The following is a 21,583-nucleotide window of genomic DNA, read 5'->3' as shown; positions in this document are numbered from 1 at the left end:
TACATTCGATGCCCGAGAGGCATTGGGCCAGAGCTCCGTCTCCGCGGCGCGGCTGGCTGCGGGGCCGGGTGGCGGGGCGGATCGGTGCGCCGGATCGCTTGGCCCCATTGCCGCCACAGGACGCGGGAAAAAGTGGAAGGTGGCGTCGCGCCGTCCGCTTTCAGGGCCGGTGCCGGCACCCGCCACGCTTCGGAAAGGACCATGAGCATTCCTCACCGTCTCGCCCCCGCGATCATCTTCGCGCTCAGCCTGCTGATCCCGTTCCTCGGCTCCGGCTTCGCCGCGCGCGCCCAGCAGATCGTGGTGATGGTGAACGGCGAGCCCATCACCTCCTATGATGTCGCGCAGCGCCAGCGCCTGCACCAGCTGCTCGACAAGAAGAGCCTCTCCGCCAAGGAGGCGCTGCAGGAGCTGATCGACGACCGGATCAAGATCCAGCAGGCCCGCAAGCTGCAGACCGACCTGGAGCAGAAGGACATCGACCGCATGTATGCCTCGGTGGCCGAGCGCTCCGGCCGCACCACCGAGCAGCTCACCCAGGGCCTCGCCCAGTCCGGTCTCGACGCCCAGGCCTTCAAGACCAAGCTCGCGGCCGACTATGTCTGGGGCCAGTACGTGCGCAGCCGTTCCGGCAACGTCACCATCCGCGACGCCGACGTGGCGGCGGCGCTTCAGCAGCGCGGCCAGACCACCCTGGTCTCCACCGAATATGCGCTGCGCCCCATCATCTTCGTGGTGCCCCGCAAGGCCAACAGCTACGGCGCGCGGCTGCAGGAGGCGAATGCCCTGCGTGCCCGCTTCAACGGCTGCGAGGCGGGCCTGGAGGCGGCGAAGAGCCTCAAGGAGGTGGTGGTGCGCCCGCAGGTGCTGCGCCTCTCATCCGAGATGCCGCCCAACCTGCAAAAGATCCTCGACCAGACCCCGGTCGGCCGCCTCACCCCGCCGGAGGTGAGCCAGTCGGGCGTCGAGACCTTCGCCGTGTGCGACAAGCGCGAGGTGCGGGGCGAAAGCTCGCAGAAGCGCGAGATCAAGGACGAGCTCTCCACCAAGCAGTTCACCGCGGAATCCAAGAAGCTCATGGATGACCTGCGCAAGGGCGCGCTCATCCAGTATCGCAACTGATGCCGCAACCCGCCCAGCGTCTTCTCGCGCTCACCGCCGGCGAGCCGGCTGGTGTCGGCCCTGAGCTTGCGCTGATGGCGTGGCGCGCGCGTGATCGGCTGCCGGCGTTTTTCGTCGTCGGCGACGAATGGCTTCTCGCCGCCCGTTCCGAGCGGCTGGGGCTCGGCGTGCCCGTCGCGGCCTGCGCGCCGGAAGAGGCTGCGGCAGTGTTCGAGAACGCATTGCCAGTGGTCCGCGCCGGCCCACACGTCACCGCCGCGCCGGGCCGGCCCGATGGCACCAGCGCTGCCGCCGTGCGCGCCAGCCTCGATACCGCGCTGGATCTCGTGCGCGGGGGCGGCGCCGCCGCGCTGGTGACGAACCCGCTGGCGAAGTCAGTCATGTACGCCGCCGGCTTCCCCTTCCCCGGCCACACGGAATATCTCGCCGCCCGTGCCGCGGAAGGTGCGGGCCCCGCGCCGCGCGCGGTGATGATGATCTGGTCGCCGCTTCTCGCGGTAGTGCCGGCCACCATCCACGTGCCGCTGCGGCAGGTGCCGGACCTCGTGACCGTGGAGCTGCTGGTGGACACCGGCCGCATCGTGGCCGCGGACCTGCGCCGCCGCTTCGGCCTGCCCATGCCGCGGCTCGCCTTCGCCGGGCTCAATCCCCATGCGGGGGAGGACGGCACCCTGGGCCGCGAGGATGAGGAGGTGGTGCGCCCGGCGGTGGCGCGGCTCGTGGCCGAGGGCATCGACGCCCGCGGGCCCCTGCCAGCCGACACCCTCTTCCACCCGGAAGCGCGGGCCGGCTACGACGTGGTGGTGGGCATGTACCACGATCAGGTCCTCATTCCGGCCAAGACCCTGGCCTTCCATGACGGGGTGAACGTGACCCTGGGCCTGCCCTTCATCCGCACATCGCCGGACCACGGCACCGCCTTCGACATCGCCGGCACCGGCCGCGCCAATCCGGCGAGCCTGATGGCCGCCCTGCGGCTCGCCCGGCGCCTCGCCGACACCGAAGCCCATTCCTGCGAGGCCCCCCCCGCGTGAGCGCCCTCGACGACCTGCCGCCCCTGCGCGACGTCATCCGCCGGCATGACCTTTCCGCCCGGAAGTCGCTGGGCCAGAACTTCCTTCTGGATCTCAACCTCACCGGCCGCATCGCCCGCGCCTCCGGGCCCCTGGAGGGGGTGACGGTGGTGGAGGTGGGGCCCGGACCCGGTGGCCTCACGCGGGCGCTTCTGGCGCTCGGCGCGCGCAAGGTGGTCGCCATCGAGCGCGACCCGCGCTGCCTCGGCGCGCTGGCGGAAATCGCGGCCCATTATCCCGGCCGCCTGGAGGTGATCGAGGGCGACGCGCTGAAGGTGGACGTGCGGCCCCACCTGGGCGAGGGCCCGGCGCGGGTGGTGGCGAACCTGCCCTACAACGTGGCGACCCTGCTGCTGGTGGGCTGGCTTTCCACGGACCCGTGGCCGCCGTGGTTCTCGTCGCTCACGCTGATGTTCCAGAAGGAGGTGGCCGAGCGCATCGTGGCCCCGCCGGGCTCGAAGACCTATGGCCGCCTCGCTGTGCTCGCGGGCTGGCGCACCACGGCGCGCATCGCGTTCGACGTGGCGCCTTCCGCTTTCGTGCCGCCGCCCAAGGTCACGTCCTCGGTGGTGCATCTGGTGCCGCGCGCGGAACCCCTGCCCTGCGCCCTCGCCGCCCTTGAGAGGGTGACGGAGGCCGCCTTCGGCCAGCGCCGCAAGATGCTGCGGCAGAGCCTGAAATCCCTGGGCGTGGACCCGATGCCACTGCTCGCCGCCGCCGGCGTGGCCGAGACCGCGCGCGCCGAGGAGATCGACGTCGCCGGCTTCGTGGCCCTCGCCAATGCCTATGCGGAAGGCCGGGGCAACGTGCCGTGGGGAGCGCTCAAGGGGCTCAGCGAAGGGTAACCCGCCGGCCGGGCGCACATCCGGCATGCACAGCGGCCCGGGCCTGTCTCGATCCGGCTTCCCTGGCGAGCCCGCGGCCTCGCCAGGAGCGCGCACCCTTGATATCATCGCCCCCGGCCTCGGGGCCGCGCCGCGCAAGCGGGACAGAAGGCCCATGAGCAGGCCCCTAAGCCACCCTGGCGAGCCGTTGGCATGAGCCCCGGATCGGAAGTCCCTTCCTCCCTCGCGCGCCGGCCCAATAGCCTGCCGTGGCCGCCGATGATCTATGGCGCGGCCCTGATCGCGGGTCTCGGTCTCGGCTGGCTGCTGCCCCTGGGCTGGCCGGCCGCGCTTTCGGGCCTGCCCATGCGCACCGGCGGGGCGGGCGTCGCGCTCCTGGGGCTCGGGCTCGACCTGTGGGCCGTCGCGACGCTTCACCGCGCCCACACCAACATCCTGCCCCACCGGGGCGCGGACCACCTCGTCACCCACGGGCCGTTCGCGCTCACCCGCAATCCCATCTACCTCGGCAACACGCTGCTGGTGCTGGGCCTCGGCCTCGCGCTCCTCAATGCCTGGCTGGCGGCGGCGGCGCTGGCCGCCGCCCTCGCCACCGACCATCTGGCCGCCCGCCGCGAGGAATGGCACCTCGCGGCCCGGTTCGGCCCCGCCTTCACCGCCTATGCGGCGCGGGTGCCGCGCTGGATCGGCCCAGCGCGGCCGCTCACTCCGCCGCCGCCTTCCGGGCGGGGTCGTAATTGAGGATGGGGGCAAGCCACTTCTCGGCCTCCGCCACCGTCCATTCCTTGCGGGCGGCGTAGTCCTCCACCTGGTCGCGCTCGATGCGGCCGACGCCGAAATAGGCCGCCTCCGGGTGGGAGAAGTAGAGGCCCGAGACCGCCGCCCCCGGCCACATGGCGAAGCTCTCGGTGAGGTGGATGCCCACCGCATCGGTCGCGTGCAGCAGGGAGAACAGCGTGCCCTTCTCCGTGTGGTCGGGCTGGGCCGGATAGCCCGGCGCCGGGCGGATGCCGCGATACCCCTCCGCGATCAGCTCGTCGTTGGAGAGCGCCTCGTCCGCCGCATAGCCCCAATACTTGGTGCGCACCAGATGGTGCATGCGCTCGGCGAAAGCCTCCGCGAGGCGGTCGCACAGGGCCTTGAGCAGGATGGCGGAATAGTCGTCGTTGGCGGCCTTGAAGGCAGCCACCCGCTCGTCCTCGCCGACGCCGGCGGTGACCGCGAAGCCGCCCACATAATCGGCCACGCCGCTCTCCATGGGCGCCACGAAGTCCGAGAGCGCGAGGTTGAAGCGCCCCTCGCGGCGGGCGAGCTGCTGGCGCAGGGTGTGCAGCGAGGTGAGCGGATTGGCGCGGGTGTCGTCGCGGAACAGCACGATGTCGTCGCCCACCGCGTTCGCCGGCCAGAAGCCGATGACGGCGCGGGCGGTCACCCACTTTTCCTCCACCATCTTCTTCAGCATGGCCTGGGCATCCTCGAAGAGGGCGCGGGCCGGCCCGCCCACCACCGGATCCTGGAGGATCGCCGGATAGCGCCCCGTCAGCTCCCAGGACTGGAAGAAGGGCGTCCAGTCGATGAAGGGCACGAGGTCGGCAAGGTCGTGATCCTCGAACACCTCGGTACCGAGGAAGGCCGGCCGGGGCGGAACGTAGCCGGAGAAGTCCAGCTTCAGAGCGTTCTCCCGCGCCTTGGCGAGGGGCACGCGCTGCTTGTTCGCGTCGGCGCGGGCGTGGGCGTCGGCGAGCTTGGCGTATTCGGCGCGGATCCCCGCCACATAGGAGCCGCGGGTCTCGGTGTTGAGCAGGTTCGAGACCACGCCCACGGCGCGGCTCGCATCGGTGACATAGACCGCCTGCCCGCGCTCATAGCGGGGCGCAATCTTCACCGCGGTGTGGACGCGGGAGGTGGTGGCGCCGCCGATGAGCAGCGGCACCTCGAAGCCCTCGCGCTCCATCTCGGCGGCCACGTTCACCATCTCGTCGAGGGAGGGGGTGATGAGGCCGGAGAGGCCGATCACATCCACCTTCTCCGCCTTGGCCGTCTCCAGGATCTTCGCGGTGGGCACCATCACGCCGAGATCAATGACCTCGTAATTGTTGCACTGGAGCACCACGCCCACGATGTTCTTGCCGATGTCGTGGACATCGCCCTTCACGGTCGCCATCAGCACCTTGCCGGCGGCGGAGGCGGCGGAAAGGCCCATCTCGGCCTTCTCCTTCTCCATGAAGGGCATGAGATAGGCCACCGCCTGCTTCATCACGCGGGCGGACTTCACCACCTGGGGCAGGAACATCTTGCCGGCGCCGAACAGGTCGCCCACCACGTTCATGCCGGCCATCAGGGGGCCTTCGATGACGTGGAGCGGGCGCGCGGCCTGGGCGCGGGCCTCCTCGGTGTCGGCCTCCACATAATCGGTGATGCCGTTGACGAGGGCATGCTCCAGGCGCTTCTCCACCGGCCAGGTGCGCCAGGTGAGGTCGGCCTCCTTCTTCTCCCGGCCCTGCCCCTTGAAGCCCTCGGCCAGCGCCAGCAGGCGCTCGGTGGCGTCCGCGCGGCGGTTCAGCACCACGTCCTCGCAGGCCTCGCGCAGGCCCGGCTCGATCTCGTCATAGACGGCGAGCTGGCCGGCATTGACGATGCCCATGTCCATGCCCGCCTGGATGGCGTGGTAGAGGAACACCGCGTGCATGGCCTCGCGCACGGGCTCGTTGCCGCGGAAGGAGAAGGAGAGGTTGGAGACGCCGCCCGAGATGTGGGCGTGCGGCAGCCCCTGGCGGATCCAGCGGGTGGCCTCGATGAAGTCCACGCCATAGCCCGCATGCTCCTCGATGCCGGTGGCCACCGCGAACACGTTGGGATCGAAGATGATGTCCTCGGGCGGGAAGCCCATCCCGGTCAGGATGTCGTAGGCGCGCTTGCAGATCTGCGTCTTGCGCGCATAGGTGTCGGCCTGCCCCGTCTCGTCGAACGCCATCACCACCACGGCGGCGCCGTAGCGGCGCACGAGGCGCGCCTTCTCGCGGAAGGCCTCCTCCCCCTCCTTGAGGGAGATGGAGTTGACGATGCCCTTGCCCTGCAGGCGCTTCAGCCCCTGCTCGATGATCTCCCACTTGGAGGAATCCACCATCACCGGCACGCGGGCGATGTCGGGCTCGGAGGCGACGAGGTTGAGGAAGGTGATCATGGCGGCCTCGCTGTCCAAGAGGCCCTCGTCCATGTTGATGTCGATCACCTGGGCGCCGCTCTCCACCTGGTCGCGCGCCACCGCGAGCGCGGCGGGGAAGTCGCCGTTGGTGACGAGCTTGCGGAAGCGCGCCGAGCCGGTGACGTTGGTGCGCTCTCCCACGTTCACGAACGGGATCTCGCGGGTCAGCTCGAACGGCTCCAGGCCGGAGAGGCGCAGGCGTGGCTCCACCTCCGGCAGCGGGCGCGGCGCCTTGCCCGCCACCGCGCGGGCGATGGCGCCGATATGGTCCGGCGTGGTGCCGCAGCAGCCGCCCACGATGTTGACGAGGCCGGAGCGGGCGAACTCGCCCACCAGCTCGGCCATGGCCTCCGGGCTCTCGTCATAGAGGCCGAACTCGTTAGGCAGGCCGGCATTGGGATAGGCGCACACGAAGGTGTCCGCCACCCGGCCGATCTCGGCGATGTGGGCGCGCATCTCCTTCGCCCCCAGCGCGCAGTTGAGGCCGATGGAAAAGGGCTGCGCGTGGCGCAGCGAATACCAGAAGGCGCTGGGCGTCTGGCCCGAGAGGGTGCGGCCCGAAAGGTCCGTGATGGTGCCGGAGATCATCACCGGCAGGCGGAAGCCCAGCTCGTCGAACAGGCCCTCGATGGCGAAGATGGCCGCCTTGGCGTTCAGCGTGTCGAAGATGGTCTCGACCAGGAGAATGTCCGCCCCGCCGGCGATGAGGCCGCGCGCCTGCTCGCCATAGGCCTTGGCGAGCTCGTCGAAGGTCACGGCGCGGAAGCCGGGGTCGTTCACGTCCGGCGAGATGGAGGCGGTGCGGTTGGTGGGGCCGAAGGCGCCGGCCACGAAACGGCGGCGGCCGTCCTCCTTCTCCGCCAGCGCCGCCGCCTCGCGGGCGAGGCGGGCGCTGTCGAGGTTCAGCTCGTAGACGATCTCCTCCATGCCGTAGTCGGCCTGGGCGATGGAGGTGCCGGAGAAGGTGTTGGTCTCCACGATGTCGGCGCCGGCGCGGAAATACTTCAGGTGGATCTCGCGCACCGCATCCGGCTGGGTAAGGCTCAGGATGTCGTTGTTGCCCTTCACGTCGCGCGGCCAGTCCTTGAAGCGCGCGCCGCGATAGCCGGCCTCGTCCAGCTTGAGGGCCTGGATCATGGTGCCCATGGCGCCGTCCAGCACCAGGATGCGCTCCCGCGCGGCGGCCGCGAGCGCGGCGCAGACATCGGCGGCGGTGGCGGGCGTGTGGGCGGCGGGGGTCTCGACGGACGTGGGGACGGACATGAGCTTCGGTCTCTTTGAGGCTCGGGGCATGGCCCGAAGGCCGCCTCGCTCGGATGAGGATGATACGCGAGAAGACGCCGGGGACGAGGGCGCCGGGACGAGGGCTCTGAGCCACGGGCTCTGGGCCTTGGGCTCCGGCGCCTTCGGGAAGGTCTCAGCCCGCGGCGGCCCGCGCTGCCGCCGGCGCGCCCGCGCCGGGCCGCAGCCCCAGCAGGTGGCAGATGGCATAGACGAGGTCGGCGCGGTTCAGCGTGTAGAAATGGATGTCGTCGACGCCCCGGTCCACGAGGTCCGTCACCTGCTCCGCCGCCACCGCGGCGGCGATGAGCTTGCGCGTCTCGGGGTCGTCGTCCAGCCCCTCGAAGCGCTTGAGCAGCCAGGCCGGCACGCTCGCCCCGGTGCGTGTGGCGAAGCTGGAGGCCTGCTTGAAGTTGGTGACCGGCAGAAGGCCCGGCACGATGGGAATGTCGATGCCGCGCGCCCGCACCTTGTCGAGATAGCGGAAATAGACGTCGTTCTCGAAGAAGAACTGGGTGATGGCGCGGGTGGCGCCGGCGTCCACCTTGGCCTTCAGCACGTCGATGTCGGCGTCGAGGCTCGCGCTCTCGGGATGCTTCTCCGGATAGGCGGAAACCGACACCTCGAAATCGCCGATACGCTTGATGCCGGCCACGAGATCGGCGGCATAGGCATAGCCGCCCGGCGCCGGCTCGTAGCTTGTGCCGACCCCGGTGAGCGGGTCGCCGCGCAGGGCGACGATGTGCTTCACCCCCGCCTCGCCATAGGCGCGGATCACCGCATCCACCTCCGCGCGCGTGGCGGCGACGCAGGTGAGGTGGGCGGCGGGCGCGAGATTCGTCTCCTTCGCGATGCGCGCCACCGTGGCGTGGGTGCGCTCGCGCGTGGAGCCGCCGGCGCCGTAGGTGACCGAGACGAACTCGGGGCTCAGGGGCGCCAGCCGGCCGATGGAGGCCCAGAGGGTCTTCTCCATCTCCTCGGTCTTGGGCGGAAAGAACTCGAAGGAGACGGAAACGGGCGCGCGCTCCGTCTCGCGGCTCGCCCGCACCGGGCCGGTCTGCACGGGGCCCGCCTGCACGGGACCCGCCTGCACTTGCCCACTCATCACGCCACCTCCCTGTCGGCCGCGCCCGTCCCGGCCGGCGTCGGCCGGGCCTTGCCGGCCCCCTCGTCCCCCGCCGCGGGGCGCGGATCGCGCGCCAGCCACAGCGAAACCGTCAATCCCGCGTCATGCCCCGGCGCCAGCGTCTCGAACCGCTCCGGCACCAGCCCGGCCTGGGCAAGCCACCCCTCCACCGCCTCGCGCGCGAAGCCGAGCCGCCGGTGGGCGTGCGCCTCGCGCAGGAACTCGAGGTCGTGGGGCGCGAAATCCACCACCAGCAGGCGGCCGCCGGGCCTCAGCACCCGCGCCGCCTCGGCCAGCGCCCGGCCGGGGTCCTCCAGGTAATGAAGCACCTGATGGACGATGACCGCATCGAAGGAATCCCGCGCCGCCGGCACCGCATAGGCATCGCCCTGCCGCAGCAGGCAGTGGCGCAGGCCCGCGCGCTCCAGGTTGGTGCGCGCCACCGCCAGCATCTCGGGCGAAAGGTCGAGCCCCATGCCGCGCTCGATGTCGCCGGCGAACAGCTCCAGCATCCGCCCGGTGCCGGTGCCGAGGTCGAGCAGCGCGCGGATCGGCGCGCCGGAAAGCGCGGCGCGCACCGCCGCCTCCACCGCCGCCTCCGGTACATGGAGCCGGCGCAGCTCGTCCCACTCGCGCGCGTGGGCGGCGAAATAGGCCTGGGCGGCGGCGGCGCGGGCCGCGCGCACCGCCTCCAGCCGCTCGCGGTCCCGCGCCAGGACGGGGTCGGCGGGATCTATAAGGTCGAGCAGGCGGGCGGCGACCCGCGCCAGGGGGCCCTCCCCGGTGCGGCGGTAGAAGATCCAGCTCGCCTCGCGGTGGCGTTCCAGAAGCCCCGCCTCGGCCAGGAGCTTCAGGTGGCGCGAGATGCGCGGCTGCGACTGGCCCATGATCTCGGTGAGGTCGGACACCGTCAGCTCCGCCTCCCCCAGCACCGCCAGCAGGCGCAGGCGGGTATCCTCCCCGCTCGCCTTCAGGGCATCGAGCAGGGCGGGAAAGGAGAGATGGGCAGCGGCCTCGGAGGAAGACATAAAGATATCTTTATATCTATTGCAACGCCATTTCAAGGCGCGAGGCCCGCACAAGCCATACCGATCACGATATGCGGCGTTGCACGCTCGTGCGTTGCGTGCCCGCCAAGGCAGCGCTACACGCGATCAAGAGGGTTTGTGCCCGATGTCGCGCGGGGCGGCGACGGGCGTACAGCCTCAACCTCAGCGTGCCGAAATTTCTGCTTCGCCGTTTCCAATTTCGTCACGTTTCAGGGTTAACTCCGATCTCATGACGTTGCGCCAGAAACTCCTCCTCGCCGCCTTCGGGGCATCGATTTTCTCCGCGCCCGCTCTTGCGCAGGGCGTGCACAACTCGGGCTATGGCACCAGCCAGGCCGGCGATGAGACCGGCACGGTCCCGCCCGGCGCGGTGAGCGGCGGCTACAATTCGGCGCCTCCCGGCTACAGCGATCCCTATGCCCGCACGCCCACCCGCGTGAGCGACGACGTGGAGCGCTCCGAGGTTTCCGCGCCGCCCGGCTACCAGCAGGCGCCGTCCTACAACACGCCGAGCGGCGGCACGGCCTATCAGCAGTCGCCCTATCCGCAGCCGGCCACGTCCGGCAGCGGCTACGGCCAGGCGCCCACCACCGCGTCGGCGCAGCCCGCGCCCGTGCCCTATCCGCAGCAGCCCTATGGCGGCCAGCCCGCCTACCAGAGCGGCGCGGCGCAGCAGGGCTACGGCGCCCAGCAGCAGAGCGCGCCCGGCTACGCCTATGGCGGCCAGGGCAACCAGGGCGGATACGGCAACCAGGCCGGGTATGGCGGCGCTTCGGCTACTCCTGCGGCGCCGCCCGCCGGCGTCTACAGCACCAACGCGGCGGTAGTGCCCGGCACCCAGGAGGCCCCCTCCGGCCCCCGCATCGAGGACGTGGACCCCGCCGAGCCGGTGCCGGATCGCTTCCGCCGCCAGACGGTGGACTATGTGACCACCCAGCCGGCCGGCACCATCGTCATCGATACTCCGAACACCTACCTCTATTACGTGGTCGGCAACGGCAAGGCCATCCGCTACGGCATCGGCGTGGGCCGCGACGGCTTCACCTGGTCCGGCACCGAGCGAATCACCGGCAAGAAGGAATGGGCCGACTGGCGCCCGCCGGCGGAGATGATCCAGCGCCAGCCCTACCTGCCGCGCTTCATGGCCGGCGGCCCCGGCAATCCGCTGGGTGCGCGCACCATGTATCTCGGCGGCACCGTCTACCGCATCCACGGCACCAACGAGCCGCAGACCATCGGCAAGTTCGTGTCCTCCGGCTGCTTCCGCATGCTCAACAACGACGTGGAAGACCTCTACGACCGCGTGAAGACGGGCACCAAGGTGGTGATCCTGCCGAAGACCTCCTCCGCGGTGCAGGCCAATGCGGCCGGCGGCGCCCTGCCGCCCGCGGGCCCCGTCGCCCAGCACTGAGGGGCAGCCTTCGCGGCAGAACCCCTGAAAAGAATGAAAAAGGCGCGCCCACTTGGCGCGCCTTTTTTGCTTTCCGGGCCTGAGGCTTCCGGTGCGGCGGCATGGGTATGGAGCAGTAAGCCGCTGAACGGCGCAGCCCGCCGGCAGGCGGCGGCTCCCCCCAATCCGCGATTACGCCCCCCGCATCAGCGACACCCAAGGCGAATCCCCTCCCTCGGCGCGCCCAGGCGCCGGCGCCGCCGAGCCTCGCCGTCTTGTGCTCTGCACACTTCGGCCACATTCTATGCGTGCGCCTCATCCTGTATGATCGCCGGCGAGGGGCGCGCCCACGCGCGGCGTGTGGGCTCCCACCTGGAGACGGTAACATGACAATGTCTGCGTCCACTCCGGCGTCTGCGGTCGCCGATCGCCTGCACGCCATCCGTGCCAACTGGGGGTGGTTCGTCGCCCTCGGCATCGCCTTCGTGGTGCTGGGCCTCATCGCGCTCGGCCACGTGCTGCTGTTCACCCTGGGCGTCACCCTCTACGTGGGTGCGCTCATCCTCGTCGGCGGCGTGGTCCAGGTCATCCATGCGTTCCGGGTGCAGGGCTGGGGCCAGTTCTTCTACTGGCTGCTGGCGGGCGTGCTCTACGTGGTGGCGGGCGGCCTCATCATGTACCATCCGGCGCTCGGCGCGGACGTCATCACCCTGCTCATCGGCGTGGCGCTGGCGGTGGAAGGCATCGTCCGCATCGCCGCGGGGCTCGGCTCGCGCGCGGGCAGCGGCTGGGTCTTCATCGTCTTCTCCGGCCTCGTCACATTGCTGCTGGGCGCCATCATCATCGCCCACTGGCCGGTGAACTCGCTCTACATCCTCGGCCTGTTCCTGGGCATCGACCTCATCGTCAACGGGGTCGGCACGGTCTTCTTCGGCCTCGCGCTGCGCAAGAAGGCCGCCTGAACGCCCGCCGAGGCACCACAGAATGCAGCGCGGCCCCGGTCGGCGAGGACCGGGGCCGCACGCATAAGACGTCACGCGCGCCGACGGGGGCGATGCCGGCGCGGACGCCTCATTCAGCCGGGTGGGGCAGCGGCGCGGGGCCCCGCGCGTCCGTCACCTTCACCCGGAACCAGGTGGCATAGAGCGCCGGCACCACCAGCAGGGTGAGGGCGGTGGCCACCAGCAACCCGCCCATGATGGTGATGGCCATGGGCCCCCAGAACACGCTTTCCGCCAGCGGGATCATGCCCAGCACCGCCGCCAGCGCGGTGAGGACCACCGGGCGCGCCCGACGCAGGGTCGCCTCCACGATGGCCTGATGCGGCGTAGCGCCAGCGGCGATGTCGTGGTCGATCTGGTCCACCAGGATCACCGTGTTGCGCATGATCATGCCGGCCAGCGCGATGAGCCCCAGCAGGGCCACGAAGCCGAACGGCTGGTGCGTCAGCAGCAGCGCCGCCGCGGCGCCGATGAGCCCGAGCGGCGCGGTCGCGATCACCAGCGCGAGGCGCGAGAAGCTCTGCAGCTGGACCATCAGGATGGTGAGCATCACGATGATCATGATGGGGAACACCGCCGCCAGGGACTTGTTGGCCTTGGCGCTTTCCTCGATGGAGCCGCCGGTCTCGATACGGTAGCCCGCCGGCAGCGCCTGCTTGAGGGCGGCGAGCTTCGGCAGCAGGCGCAGCGTCACGTCCGGGGGCTGCACGCCGTCCTTCACGTCGCCGCGCACGGTGAGCACGAGGTCGCGGTCGCGCCGCCACAGGATGGGCTCCTCGCTGGCATAGGCGATGCGCGCCACCTGGCCGAGGGGCACCGCCACGCCGTTGCGGTTGGTGACGGTGAGGGCGCCGAGCCGCTCCAAGTCCACCCGCTCCTCCGGCACCGCGCGCGCCACCACGCCGATGAGCAGGTTGCCCTCCCGATACTGGGTGACGGTGTAGCCGGAAAGCAGGGTCTGCAGCGTCTCCGCGAGGTCGCGCGGGGTAGTGCCCAGCGCGCGGGCCCGGTCCTGGTCCACGGCGAGGGTGATGGACTTCACCTGCTCGCCCCAGTTGAGGTGCGGTTCGATGATGGCGGGGTCCGCCGCCATCACGCCGCGCACCTTCTCGGCGATGTCGCGCACCGTCAGCGGGTCCGGCCCCACCACGCGGAACTGCACGGGGAAACCCACCGGCGGGCCGAACACGAAGCGGTCCACCCGCACCCGCGCCTCGGAGAGGGCGCCCTCGGCCACCTCCCGCTCCAGCCGCGCCTTGATGCGCTCGCGGGCGGCGAGATCCTTGGTCACGATCACGATCTGCGCGAAATTCGGATTGGGCAGCACCGGATTGAGCCCCAGCCAGAAGCGCGGCGCCCCCTGGCCGATGTAGGTGGTGGAGGAAAGGATGTCGGCATCCGCCCCCACCAGGGCCTCGGCCTTCTTCGCGGTGGCCTGGGTGGCCTCGATGGAGGTGCCTTCCGGCAGGCGCATCTCCAGGAACAGCTCGGTGCGGGTGGAGGTGGGGAAGAACTGCTGCTGCACGAAGCCGAAGCCCGCCACCGAAAGGGCGAACAGCCCCGCGGTAGCGCCGATCACCATGACGCGGTGGCGCAGGCACGCCTCCAGCATGGCCCTGAGCATGCGGTAGAGCCGCCCGTCGTGCAGATCGTGCGCGGCGTGCCGGCCCTTCATGTCGGGCAGGATCACCGTGCCCAGATAGGGCGTGAACAGCACCGCCACGAACCACGACGCCACCAGCGCGATGCCCACCACCCAGAAGATGCCGCCGGCATATTCGCCCGAGGATGAGCGCGCGAAGCCCACCGGCAGGAAGCCCGCCGCCGTCACCAGCGTGCCGGTGAGCATGGGGAAGGCGGTGGAGGTCCAGGCGAAGCTCGCGGCCGAGAAGCGGTCCCACCCCTCCTCCATCTTCACCACCATCATCTCGATGGCGATGATGGCATCGTCCACCAGAAGGCCGAGCGCGATGATGAGGGCGCCGAGGGTGATGCGGTGGAGGTCCATGCCGGAGGCGAACATCACCAGGAACACGATGGCGAGCACCAGCGGCACCGAGAGCGCCACCACGATGCCCGAGCGCAGGCCCAGGGACAGGAAGCTCACCACCAGCACGATGGCGAGCGCCTCCGCGAAGGTCTTCAGGAACTCGCCCACGGATTCGCCCACGATGTGGGGCTGGTCCGCCACCTGCACCACGTCGATGCCCACCGGCAGCTCACCCATGGCCTCCGCCATGGCCGCCTTCAGCTCCCCGCCCAAAGTGAGGATGTTGGCGCCCTGGGCCATGGAAACGCCGATGCCCAGCGCCGGCCGCCCGTGCTGGCGGATGAGGAAGGCCGGCGGGTCCTCGTAGCCGCGCTTCACGGTGGCGATGTCGCCGAGCCGCACCAGGGCGCCACCGGCGTTGATGGGCACCTCGGCGATGGCTTCCGCGCCGATGAAGGCGCCGGTGAGGCGCAGGTTGATGCGGTCCGCCTTGGTGTCCACCGCGCCGCCGGCCACCACCGCGTTCTGCCGCGCCACGCTGTCGAAGATCTGCGCGGGGGTGATGCCGAGGGTGGCGAGGCGGGCGTGGGAGAACTCGATGTAGATGCGCTCCGGCCGTTCGCCGATGAGGTCCACCTTCTCCACGTCGGCCACGCGCAGCAGGCGCTGGCGGATCATCTCCGCCTGCCGCTTCAGCTCGGCCGGGGTCGCCCCCTCCCCGCTCAGCATGTAGACGGCGGAATAGACGTCGCCGTATTCGTCGTCGAAGCCGGGGCCGACCACGCCCTGGGGCAGGTCGCCCCGGATGTCCCCCACCTTCTTGCGCACCTGGTACCACAGGTCCTTCACCGCCGCCGGCGGCGTGGTGTCCGACAGGTAGACTTGCACGAAGGAGACGCCGGGGCGCGAATAGCTCTCCACCCGGTCGAGGTGGGGCAGGGTCTGGAGCTTCTTCTCGATGGGGTCGGCCACCTGGGCCTGCATCTCCGAGGCGGTGGCGCCGGGCCACGCGGCGGAGATCACCATCACCTTGATGGTGAAGGAGGGGTCCTCGGCCCGGCCGAGGTTCAGGTAAGAGTAGAAGCCCGCCGCGCCCAGCAGGATGATGGCGAACAGGGTGAGCGCGCGATGGGTGATGGCGAAGCGCGAGAGGTTGAAGGGGCTCGCCAGCGCCTTCCGCTCCTCCGGCGTGGGGCCGGGCACGGCGGAATCGGGGGGAAGGGGCGCGTCGCTCACGGGGTCGCCTCCGGAGCGAGGGCGGCGGTGGCGGTGGAGCCCTTCGCCGGCACGGTGCGCACGCTCTGGCCCGGCTCCAGCGTCTGCACGCCGAGCACCACCACCTGATCGCCCTGCTCCACACCCTTGGAGATCAAGGCGGAATCATCGGTGTAGCCGGCCACTTCCACGGGCCGCGCGACCAGCGTGTGGCTCGACGGGTCCACCACGAACACGCGGGGGCCGTGGCCCTTGTCGAACACGGAGGAGAGGGGCAGGCGGGCCACCCTGGCGCGGTCCTTCGGACTCAGGACCACGGTCGCGGTCATGCCCAGCGCGACGGCCTCGTCGGTGCCGTCCAGGGTGAAGCGGGCGGCATAGGTGCGCGAGGCCGGATCGGCCTGCGGCGACAACTCCCGCAGGCGGGCGGCGATGCGGCGGTTGGGCTCGGCCCAGAGGGTCACGCTCGCATCGGAGCCGCGGGCGGCGGAAAGGGCGGTCTCCGGCAGGGCCACCAGCGCCTCCTTCTCATCGAGCCGCGCCACCCGCACGATGGTCTGCCCGGCCGAGACCACCTGCCCCGGCTCGGCGGAGGTGGAAACCACCACGCCCGCCGTGTCGGAGATGAGATCGGCGTAGGAAAGCCGGTTCTCGGCCAGCTCCAGCGCCCGCTTGGCGCGCTCGAGCCGGCCCACCGCCTCTTCCTTGGCGAGGGACTTGCGGTCCAGCTCGGCATTGGAGGCGACGCCCTTGGCGGTGAGGGAGCGGTAGCGGCCGTCGTCGGCGGAGGTCTGGGCGAGGTTGGCGGTGGCGGCGGCCAGCTCGGCGCGGGCGCTCTCCACCTCCAGCTTCAGGTCTTCCGGATCGATGCGGGCGATGAGGTCGCCCGGCGCCACGCGGTCGCCCACCTCCACCCGGCGCTGCACCACCTTGCCGCCCACGCGGAAGGCGAGGTCGATCTCGCGCCGGGCGCGCACCACGCCCACGAAGGTCTTTTCCGCCTCGCGCGGGCGCAGTTCCGCGCGGGTCACCTGCACCGGGCGGGCGGGTGCCGCCGCGCCCTGGGCGGGAGCCTGCTCGCCACAGCCGGCAAGGGCGGAGGCGACAGCGAGCACAAGGGCTAACCCCACTCCCCCGGCGGCGATCCGGGACGGTCGGGAGGCTTCGGCGGGCCGACGCAGCGGCGACGGACGGCGGGAGAGGAAGGCCATGGCACCGACCCTGTTGATTGAACGGTTACGGTTCAACGCTGACGACTTTCGATAATCGTCACAAAATGGACGCACGACGCCGGAAACGGCCCGCGCATCCGGCTATTCGAGCGGCGAGCGCCGCACTTCGATGCTCCGCAGCAGGAAGGCGATGGTGGCCTTGAGACCGGCATCGAGGTCGTCGTCGATATGCTGGGCCACCAGCATCGGATGGCAATACATCACCATCGCACCCAGGATCAGCCGGCTGACCACCTGCGAATCGTGGGGCACGAACACCCCCTCCCGCATCCCGTCCTCCAGCACGCGGGCCACCAGGAGGCGGATATGCTCCTTGTGGGCCTCGATATTGTCCCAGTTGTTCTCGATGGCCACCTGCACCATGTCGTGCAGGCGCCGCTCGTCCAGGAAGTTCGCCTTGTGGTAGCGCAGCATGGCGAGATAGATGCCGGCGATGCGCGCCTGCGGCGTGCCCGGCCCCGCCGCGATGGCCGATGCCTCGCGGTCGATCTCGCCCAGGCAGCGCTGGCAGATGGTGGCGACGATGGCGGTCTTGGAGGGGAAGAAGCGGTAGACGTTGGCCGGCGACATGCCGAGCTCGGCGGCGATGTCCGCCACCGCGGTCTTGGCGAAGCCCATGCGGCGGAACAGGTCTTCCGCCACCCGCGCGATCCGCTCGCGCGTTTCCTCCGCCGTCTCCCTGTGCCTGACGTTCACGCTCGCCTCCGCTGAACTGACGAATTTCATAATTCATCAGACATCAGGACGCAAGAGCGCAACCGCCAAACGGCGCCCCGCCGGAGCGAGGCGCGGCGCTTGAGCGGACCCGCCCGGCACCGGTCAAGGACCGGGGCCGATGGGATCACTGGTTGGAGCGGCTCATGCCCCGGCTCACGTGCTTCTCGGCCCAGTGGGCGAGGCGCACGAAGGGCAGGCCCAGCAGCAGGTAGATGGCCGCCACCAGGATGCCGGTGCCGAAATAGTCGTAATAGGTGGTGGAGATCTGCTCGTAGGTCTTGGTGAGCTCCACTAGCGAGATCACCGACACCAGGGACGAATCCTTGATGAGGGAGATGAAGTCGTTGGTGGTGGGCGGCAGCACCATGCGCGCCGCCTGGGGGATGATGACGTTCCGCAGCGCCTGGCGCTCGGTCATGTTGAGCGCCACCGCCGCCTCCATCTGGTGGCGCGGCACGGCGAGCAGGCCCGCGCGGTAGTTCTCCGCCTCATAGGCCGCGTAGTTCAGGCCCAGCGCCAGCACACCGGCCACGAACGGGTCGAGCTGGAGGCCGATCTTGGGCAGGCCGTAATAGATGAACAGCACCTGGATCAGCAGCGGAGTTCCGCGCACGATCTCGATATAGACCTGGGCGAGCCGGTCCAGCAGCTTGCCGCCATAGACCCGGCACAGGGCCAGCCCCGCGCCGAGGCCCACCGCCAGCACCATGGCGAGGATGGAGATCTCCATGGTCATCAGCGCCGCCCAGCCGAGCTGCGGCAGGAAGCGGGCGTAGCGCTCCAGCTGCGCCTTCCAGCCGGAGGGCTGGGTGGCGGCGACGAAATGATCGTAGTTCACCGGCTGGGCGGTCATGGGCTTGGCGTCGCCCGTCACCTGCGCCATCATCGGCGACCACAGCGCCCAGGAGTCGAGGATGGCGTGCAGGCTGCCGTCCGCCTCCATCTGCGAGAGGGCGGTGTTGACGGCGGCGAGCAGCTCCGGGTCCGCCCCCTTCTTCATGGCGATGCCGTACTCGATGCGGCCGACCATGGGGCCCGTGAACTGCAGCTCGCGGTCCGGCAGGGCGTAGTAGACGGCGATGGGGAAATCCATCACCGTGGCATCGAGGCGGCCGAGCTTGAGATCGGAATAGGCGTCGATCTCCTCGTCATAGGTGCGCACGTCGATGCCGCCGACCTTGCGCAGCACGTACTCCATCTGGCTCGACTTCAGCGTGCCGACCTTCTTGCCCTTCAGCTCGACGAGCCCGTCCACCGGCGTTTCGCCCCGGCGGATCACGATCTGGCCGAAGGTGGTGTAGTAGGGAATGGAGAAATCCGCGCCCGCCAGGTGGGCGGGAGTGATCTCCAGCCCGCTCAGGGCCACGTCGTAGAGGCCGTTGTCGAGGCCGGGGATCAGGTTGCTCCAGTCGTTCTGGACGAACACCACGGGCCGGCCGAGATGGCGGCCGATCTCCTCCATGATGTCCACCTCGAAGCCGACGGTGCGGTTCGGGTCGGCCGGATCCTTGAAGATGTAGGGCGCCCCGGAGGTGCCATCACCGCCGTAGCGCAGCGGGGGGCCGGAGGGCTGCGCCGGCGTGGCCGCCGGGGCGGCGGTCTCGGCCCGCGCGGCGGGCCCGCCGCAGGCCAGCGCCAGGACGAGCGCCCAGGCGGCGAGGAACAGCGCGGGCACATGGCCGGCAAGGCGCGGGCGGGCGAGGCTCGAAGGCAGTCGACGCATGGCGGACCCCAAGCGGGAGCGGAGGAAGAGAGCGGCGCGCATCACAGGAACCGGCGCAGGAACTGCCGGGTGCGCGGGTCCTTGGGGTTCGAGAACATCTCGTCCTCGTCCGAGATCTCGATGATCTCCCCCTTCTCCATGTAGATGATGTAGTCGGAGGCATCGCGGGCGAAGCGCATCTCGTGGGTCACCACGATCTGGGTCATGCCCTCGCGGTCCAGCTCCTTCATCACGTCCAGCACCTCATCCACCAAGCCGGGATCAAGGGCGGAGGTGGGCTCGTCGTAGAGCATCACCTTGGGCGCCATGGCGAGCGCGCGGGCGATGGCGCCGCGCTGCTGCTGGCCGCCCGAGAGATCGATGGGGTAGTGCTCCAGCCGCTCGCCCAGGCCCACCTTCTGGAGCAGGCGCTCGGCATTGGCCTCCGCCTCGTCCTTCCGCATGCCCTTCACCACCATGGGCGCGAGCATCACGTTCTCCAGCAGCGTCTTGTGCGGGAACAGGTTGAAGCTCTGGAACACCATGCCGACATTCTTGCGCAGCAGGTGGGCGGCACGCTCCAGCTCGGCGGTCCCCGCCGGGCCGGCGCCCTTCGCGCCGGGCGCGCGCTTCAGCGCCACGCCGCACACCTCGATCACGCCGGCATCAAGGCTTTCGAGGCCGTTCAGGCAGCGCAGGAGGGTCGACTTCCCGCAGCCCGAGGGACCGATGATGGACACGAGGTCGCCTTCCTCGATCTGGAAGCTCACCCCCTTGAGGATGTCCAAGGCGCCGTAGGACTTTCGCACGTCATCGACGCGCACGATCGGCTCCATCACCCGCCCCCTGCAGCCAGTTCACCCCATGGGACACCGGGGTAACGGCGACAGGTGACACGCCCATGACCGAGCGCGCGCCGGACGAAAGCTCCTCCTTCGGCGACGCAACCCTCGCAAACCCCTGGACGGGCTTCGCAATCTGCGGGCGCCGGGTCAGCGCCCGTCGGCCACCACGCAGCCGGCCGGCATCTCGCCGCCGGCCAGCACGGCGACGATGCAATGGGCCGAGATCATGTTGCCGCGCGCCAGCGCCTCGCGGCTGGAGCCGGCCGCATGGGCGCTCGCCACCACATCGGGGCGGGCGGCGAGCGCCTGCGCCACCGGGCGCAGGGCGGGATCGCCCTCTGCCTCGAACACGTCGAGCCCGGCGCCGCCGAGCCGCCCGGCCTCAAGCGCCGCGAGCAGCGCCGCGTCGTCCACCAGCCCGCCGCGCGCGGTGTTCACCACCACCGCGCCGGGCTTCAGCAGGGCGAGGGTCCCGGCATTGAGGAGATGGCGCGTCTCAGGGCCCAGGGGGGCATGCAGGCTCACTAGGTCGCTCGCCGCGAGCAGTTCCGGCAAGGTGGAGAAGGTGACGCCGGCGACCGAAAAATCGGGCCGGGGGGTTTCCACCAGCACCCGCACGTCAAAGCCGTGGAGCCGGCGGGCCACCTGCCGCGCGATGCGCCCGAAGCCCACGAGGCCAACCGTCTTGCCGTAGAGGTCGCTGCCGCTCACCACCCGCCAGTCACCGGCCGCCAGCGCGGCCTGGCTCTCGCGCAGGCGGCGCAGCACGGCCAGCATCAGCGCCAGGGTATGGTCCGCCACCGCGGCGTCGTTGGCGCCGGCGGCGATGGTCACCACCCGGCCGAGCGCCTCGGCCGCGCCCGCGTCCACCCGCTCATAGCCGACACCGCGCCGGGCGATGACCTTCAGCCCCGGATGGCGCTCCAGCACCGCCCGCGTCACCGCCCGCTGGCCGACGATCCAGCCCGCGGCGCCTTCCAGCAGGCGGTCGAGGTCGGCGTCGGAGATGTCCGTGTCGAGGGCATCGGGGGCGAGCCCCGAGGGCACCACCTCGAAGCCGTGGGCGGCGAGGTGGCGGGCGGCGGCGTCATCGAACAGGCGGGTGGTGACGAGAACCTTGGGCGCGGGAGCCACGGGGGACAATCCTTCAACGGGCGGGCACGAAGCCCCTTTCCTCGGCCCTTCCGCCGCCACGATCAAGGGCGCCGACGCAAAAACGGCGGCGCTCCCGCGCCGCCGTCATAATGCACACCGTCGATGCCGCGATCACGCAGCCTTCGGAGCCTCCGTCTCGATGGTCTTGCCTTCGAGCGGCTTCGGGGCCTCGGCCTGGGTGTTGATGGGGATGACGCGGGGCTTCTTCGCCTCGGGAATGGTGCGCACGAGATCCACGTGCAGCAGGCCATTCTCCAGGGCCGCGCCCTTCACCTCCACATGGTCGGCGAGCTGGAAGCGGCGCTCGAAGGCGCGCGCGGCGATGCCGCGATAGAGCACCTGGGCGTTTTCCGCATCGGCGCCGGATTTCTTCTCGCCCTTCAGGGTGAGGGTGTTCTCCTTCACCTCGATGCTCAGCTCGGCATCGGTGAAGCCCGCCACCGCGACCGTGATGCGATAGGCATTCTCGCCGGTGCGCTCGATGTTGTAGGGCGGGTAGGTGGGGGCCGCATCCACGCCACCGACCGAATCGAGCAGCGAGAAGAGACGGTCGAAGCCGACGGTGTTGCGGTACAGGGGAGACAGATCGAACGTACGCATGGCATATCCTCCTTCGAAGCGACATGCAGGGCCCG

Annotated in this window: 16 protein-coding genes; 6 read left to right on the top strand and 10 right to left on the bottom strand. The window is 70.4% G+C overall.

The window, feature by feature from the left end:
• Positions 1–201 precede the first annotated feature (201 nt).
• The 4 genes from V5F75_RS04950 (at position 202) to V5F75_RS04935 (ending at position 3,781) form a co-directional block, all read left to right on the top strand.
• Positions 202–1,122 (top strand): SurA N-terminal domain-containing protein, encoded by a 921-nt coding sequence (locus V5F75_RS04950; RefSeq protein ID WP_394033369.1) that lies wholly within the window; start codon positions 202–204, stop codon positions 1,120–1,122.
• Positions 1,122–2,156 carry a 4-hydroxythreonine-4-phosphate dehydrogenase PdxA gene (gene pdxA / locus V5F75_RS04945; RefSeq protein ID WP_394033368.1) on the top strand — a complete coding sequence of 345 codons (1,035 nt, stop codon included), beginning with the start codon at positions 1,122–1,124 and terminating at the stop codon, positions 2,154–2,156. Before V5F75_RS04950 ends, pdxA begins: the two co-directional genes overlap by 1 nt.
• The gene (rsmA, locus tag V5F75_RS04940) at positions 2,153–3,040 is read left to right on the top strand and encodes a 16S rRNA (adenine(1518)-N(6)/adenine(1519)-N(6))-dimethyltransferase RsmA (protein ID WP_394033367.1); all 888 of its coding nucleotides are present in this window, start codon (positions 2,153–2,155) and stop codon (positions 3,038–3,040) included. Before pdxA ends, rsmA begins: the two co-directional genes overlap by 4 nt.
• A gap of 192 nt (positions 3,041–3,232) precedes the next feature.
• A complete protein-coding gene (locus tag V5F75_RS04935; protein WP_394033366.1) occupies positions 3,233–3,781 on the top strand; it encodes a methyltransferase family protein in 549 nt (182 codons plus the stop codon).
• Here V5F75_RS04935 and metH read toward each other — a convergent pair.
• From metH to V5F75_RS04920, 3 genes are all read right to left on the bottom strand, one after another.
• Complete coding sequence (gene metH / locus V5F75_RS04930; protein WP_394033365.1) at positions 3,744–7,508, bottom strand: methionine synthase; 3,765 nt, start codon at positions 7,506–7,508, stop codon at positions 3,744–3,746. The two genes, V5F75_RS04935 and metH, sit on opposite strands and share 38 nt — an antisense overlap.
• Before the next feature lie 154 nt (positions 7,509–7,662).
• Positions 7,663–8,631 (bottom strand): methylenetetrahydrofolate reductase [NAD(P)H], encoded by a 969-nt coding sequence (gene metF / locus V5F75_RS04925; protein ID WP_394033364.1) that lies wholly within the window; start codon positions 8,629–8,631, stop codon positions 7,663–7,665.
• Positions 8,631–9,680: an ArsR/SmtB family transcription factor gene (locus V5F75_RS04920; RefSeq protein WP_394033363.1), complete on the bottom strand. Its 1,050-nt coding sequence runs from the start codon at positions 9,678–9,680 to the stop codon at positions 8,631–8,633. Before V5F75_RS04920 ends, metF begins: the two co-directional genes overlap by 1 nt.
• A 256-nt stretch (positions 9,681–9,936) precedes the next feature.
• Between V5F75_RS04920 and V5F75_RS04915 the strand changes: the two genes are divergently transcribed.
• On the top strand, positions 9,937–11,112 hold the full coding sequence (locus V5F75_RS04915) for a L,D-transpeptidase (RefSeq protein WP_394040913.1): 1,176 nt from the start codon (positions 9,937–9,939) through the stop codon (positions 11,110–11,112).
• A 365-nt stretch (positions 11,113–11,477) separates the two neighbouring features.
• Complete coding sequence (locus V5F75_RS04910) at positions 11,478–12,053, top strand: HdeD family acid-resistance protein (RefSeq protein ID WP_394033361.1); 576 nt, start codon at positions 11,478–11,480, stop codon at positions 12,051–12,053.
• 109 nt (positions 12,054–12,162) lie between these two features.
• Here the strand turns inward: V5F75_RS04910 and V5F75_RS04905 are convergent, their stop codons facing one another.
• The 7 genes from V5F75_RS04905 to V5F75_RS04875 form a co-directional block, all read right to left on the bottom strand.
• Positions 12,163–15,285: an efflux RND transporter permease subunit gene (locus V5F75_RS04905; protein ID WP_394033644.1), complete on the bottom strand. Its 3,123-nt coding sequence runs from the start codon at positions 15,283–15,285 to the stop codon at positions 12,163–12,165.
• A gap of 29 nt (positions 15,286–15,314) precedes the next feature.
• Positions 15,315–16,412: an efflux RND transporter periplasmic adaptor subunit gene (locus V5F75_RS04900; protein ID WP_394033360.1), complete on the bottom strand. Its 1,098-nt coding sequence runs from the start codon at positions 16,410–16,412 to the stop codon at positions 15,315–15,317.
• Between the two features lie 198 nt (positions 16,413–16,610).
• Entirely contained in the window at positions 16,611–17,225 is a 615-nt protein-coding gene (locus tag V5F75_RS04895; protein ID WP_394033359.1) for a TetR/AcrR family transcriptional regulator, read from the bottom strand.
• A 145-nt stretch (positions 17,226–17,370) separates the two neighbouring features.
• Complete coding sequence (locus V5F75_RS04890; RefSeq protein ID WP_394033358.1) at positions 17,371–18,969, bottom strand: ABC transporter substrate-binding protein/permease; 1,599 nt, start codon at positions 18,967–18,969, stop codon at positions 17,371–17,373.
• 41 nt (positions 18,970–19,010) lie between these two features.
• The gene (locus tag V5F75_RS04885; protein WP_394033357.1) at positions 19,011–19,784 is read right to left on the bottom strand and encodes an amino acid ABC transporter ATP-binding protein; all 774 of its coding nucleotides are present in this window, start codon (positions 19,782–19,784) and stop codon (positions 19,011–19,013) included.
• 156 nt (positions 19,785–19,940) lie between these two features.
• Positions 19,941–20,927 (bottom strand): NAD(P)-dependent oxidoreductase, encoded by a 987-nt coding sequence (locus V5F75_RS04880; RefSeq protein ID WP_394033356.1) that lies wholly within the window; start codon positions 20,925–20,927, stop codon positions 19,941–19,943.
• Positions 20,928–21,059: 132 nt separating this feature from the next.
• The gene (locus V5F75_RS04875) at positions 21,060–21,548 is read right to left on the bottom strand and encodes an Hsp20 family protein (protein WP_394033355.1); all 489 of its coding nucleotides are present in this window, start codon (positions 21,546–21,548) and stop codon (positions 21,060–21,062) included.
• Between the last annotated feature and the right edge of the window lie 35 nt (positions 21,549–21,583).

Source organism: Xanthobacter albus, from assembly GCF_043194895.2.
GTDB lineage: Bacteria > Pseudomonadota > Alphaproteobacteria > Rhizobiales > Xanthobacteraceae > Xanthobacter.
This window is presented reverse-complemented; position numbering and strand designations above follow the sequence as displayed.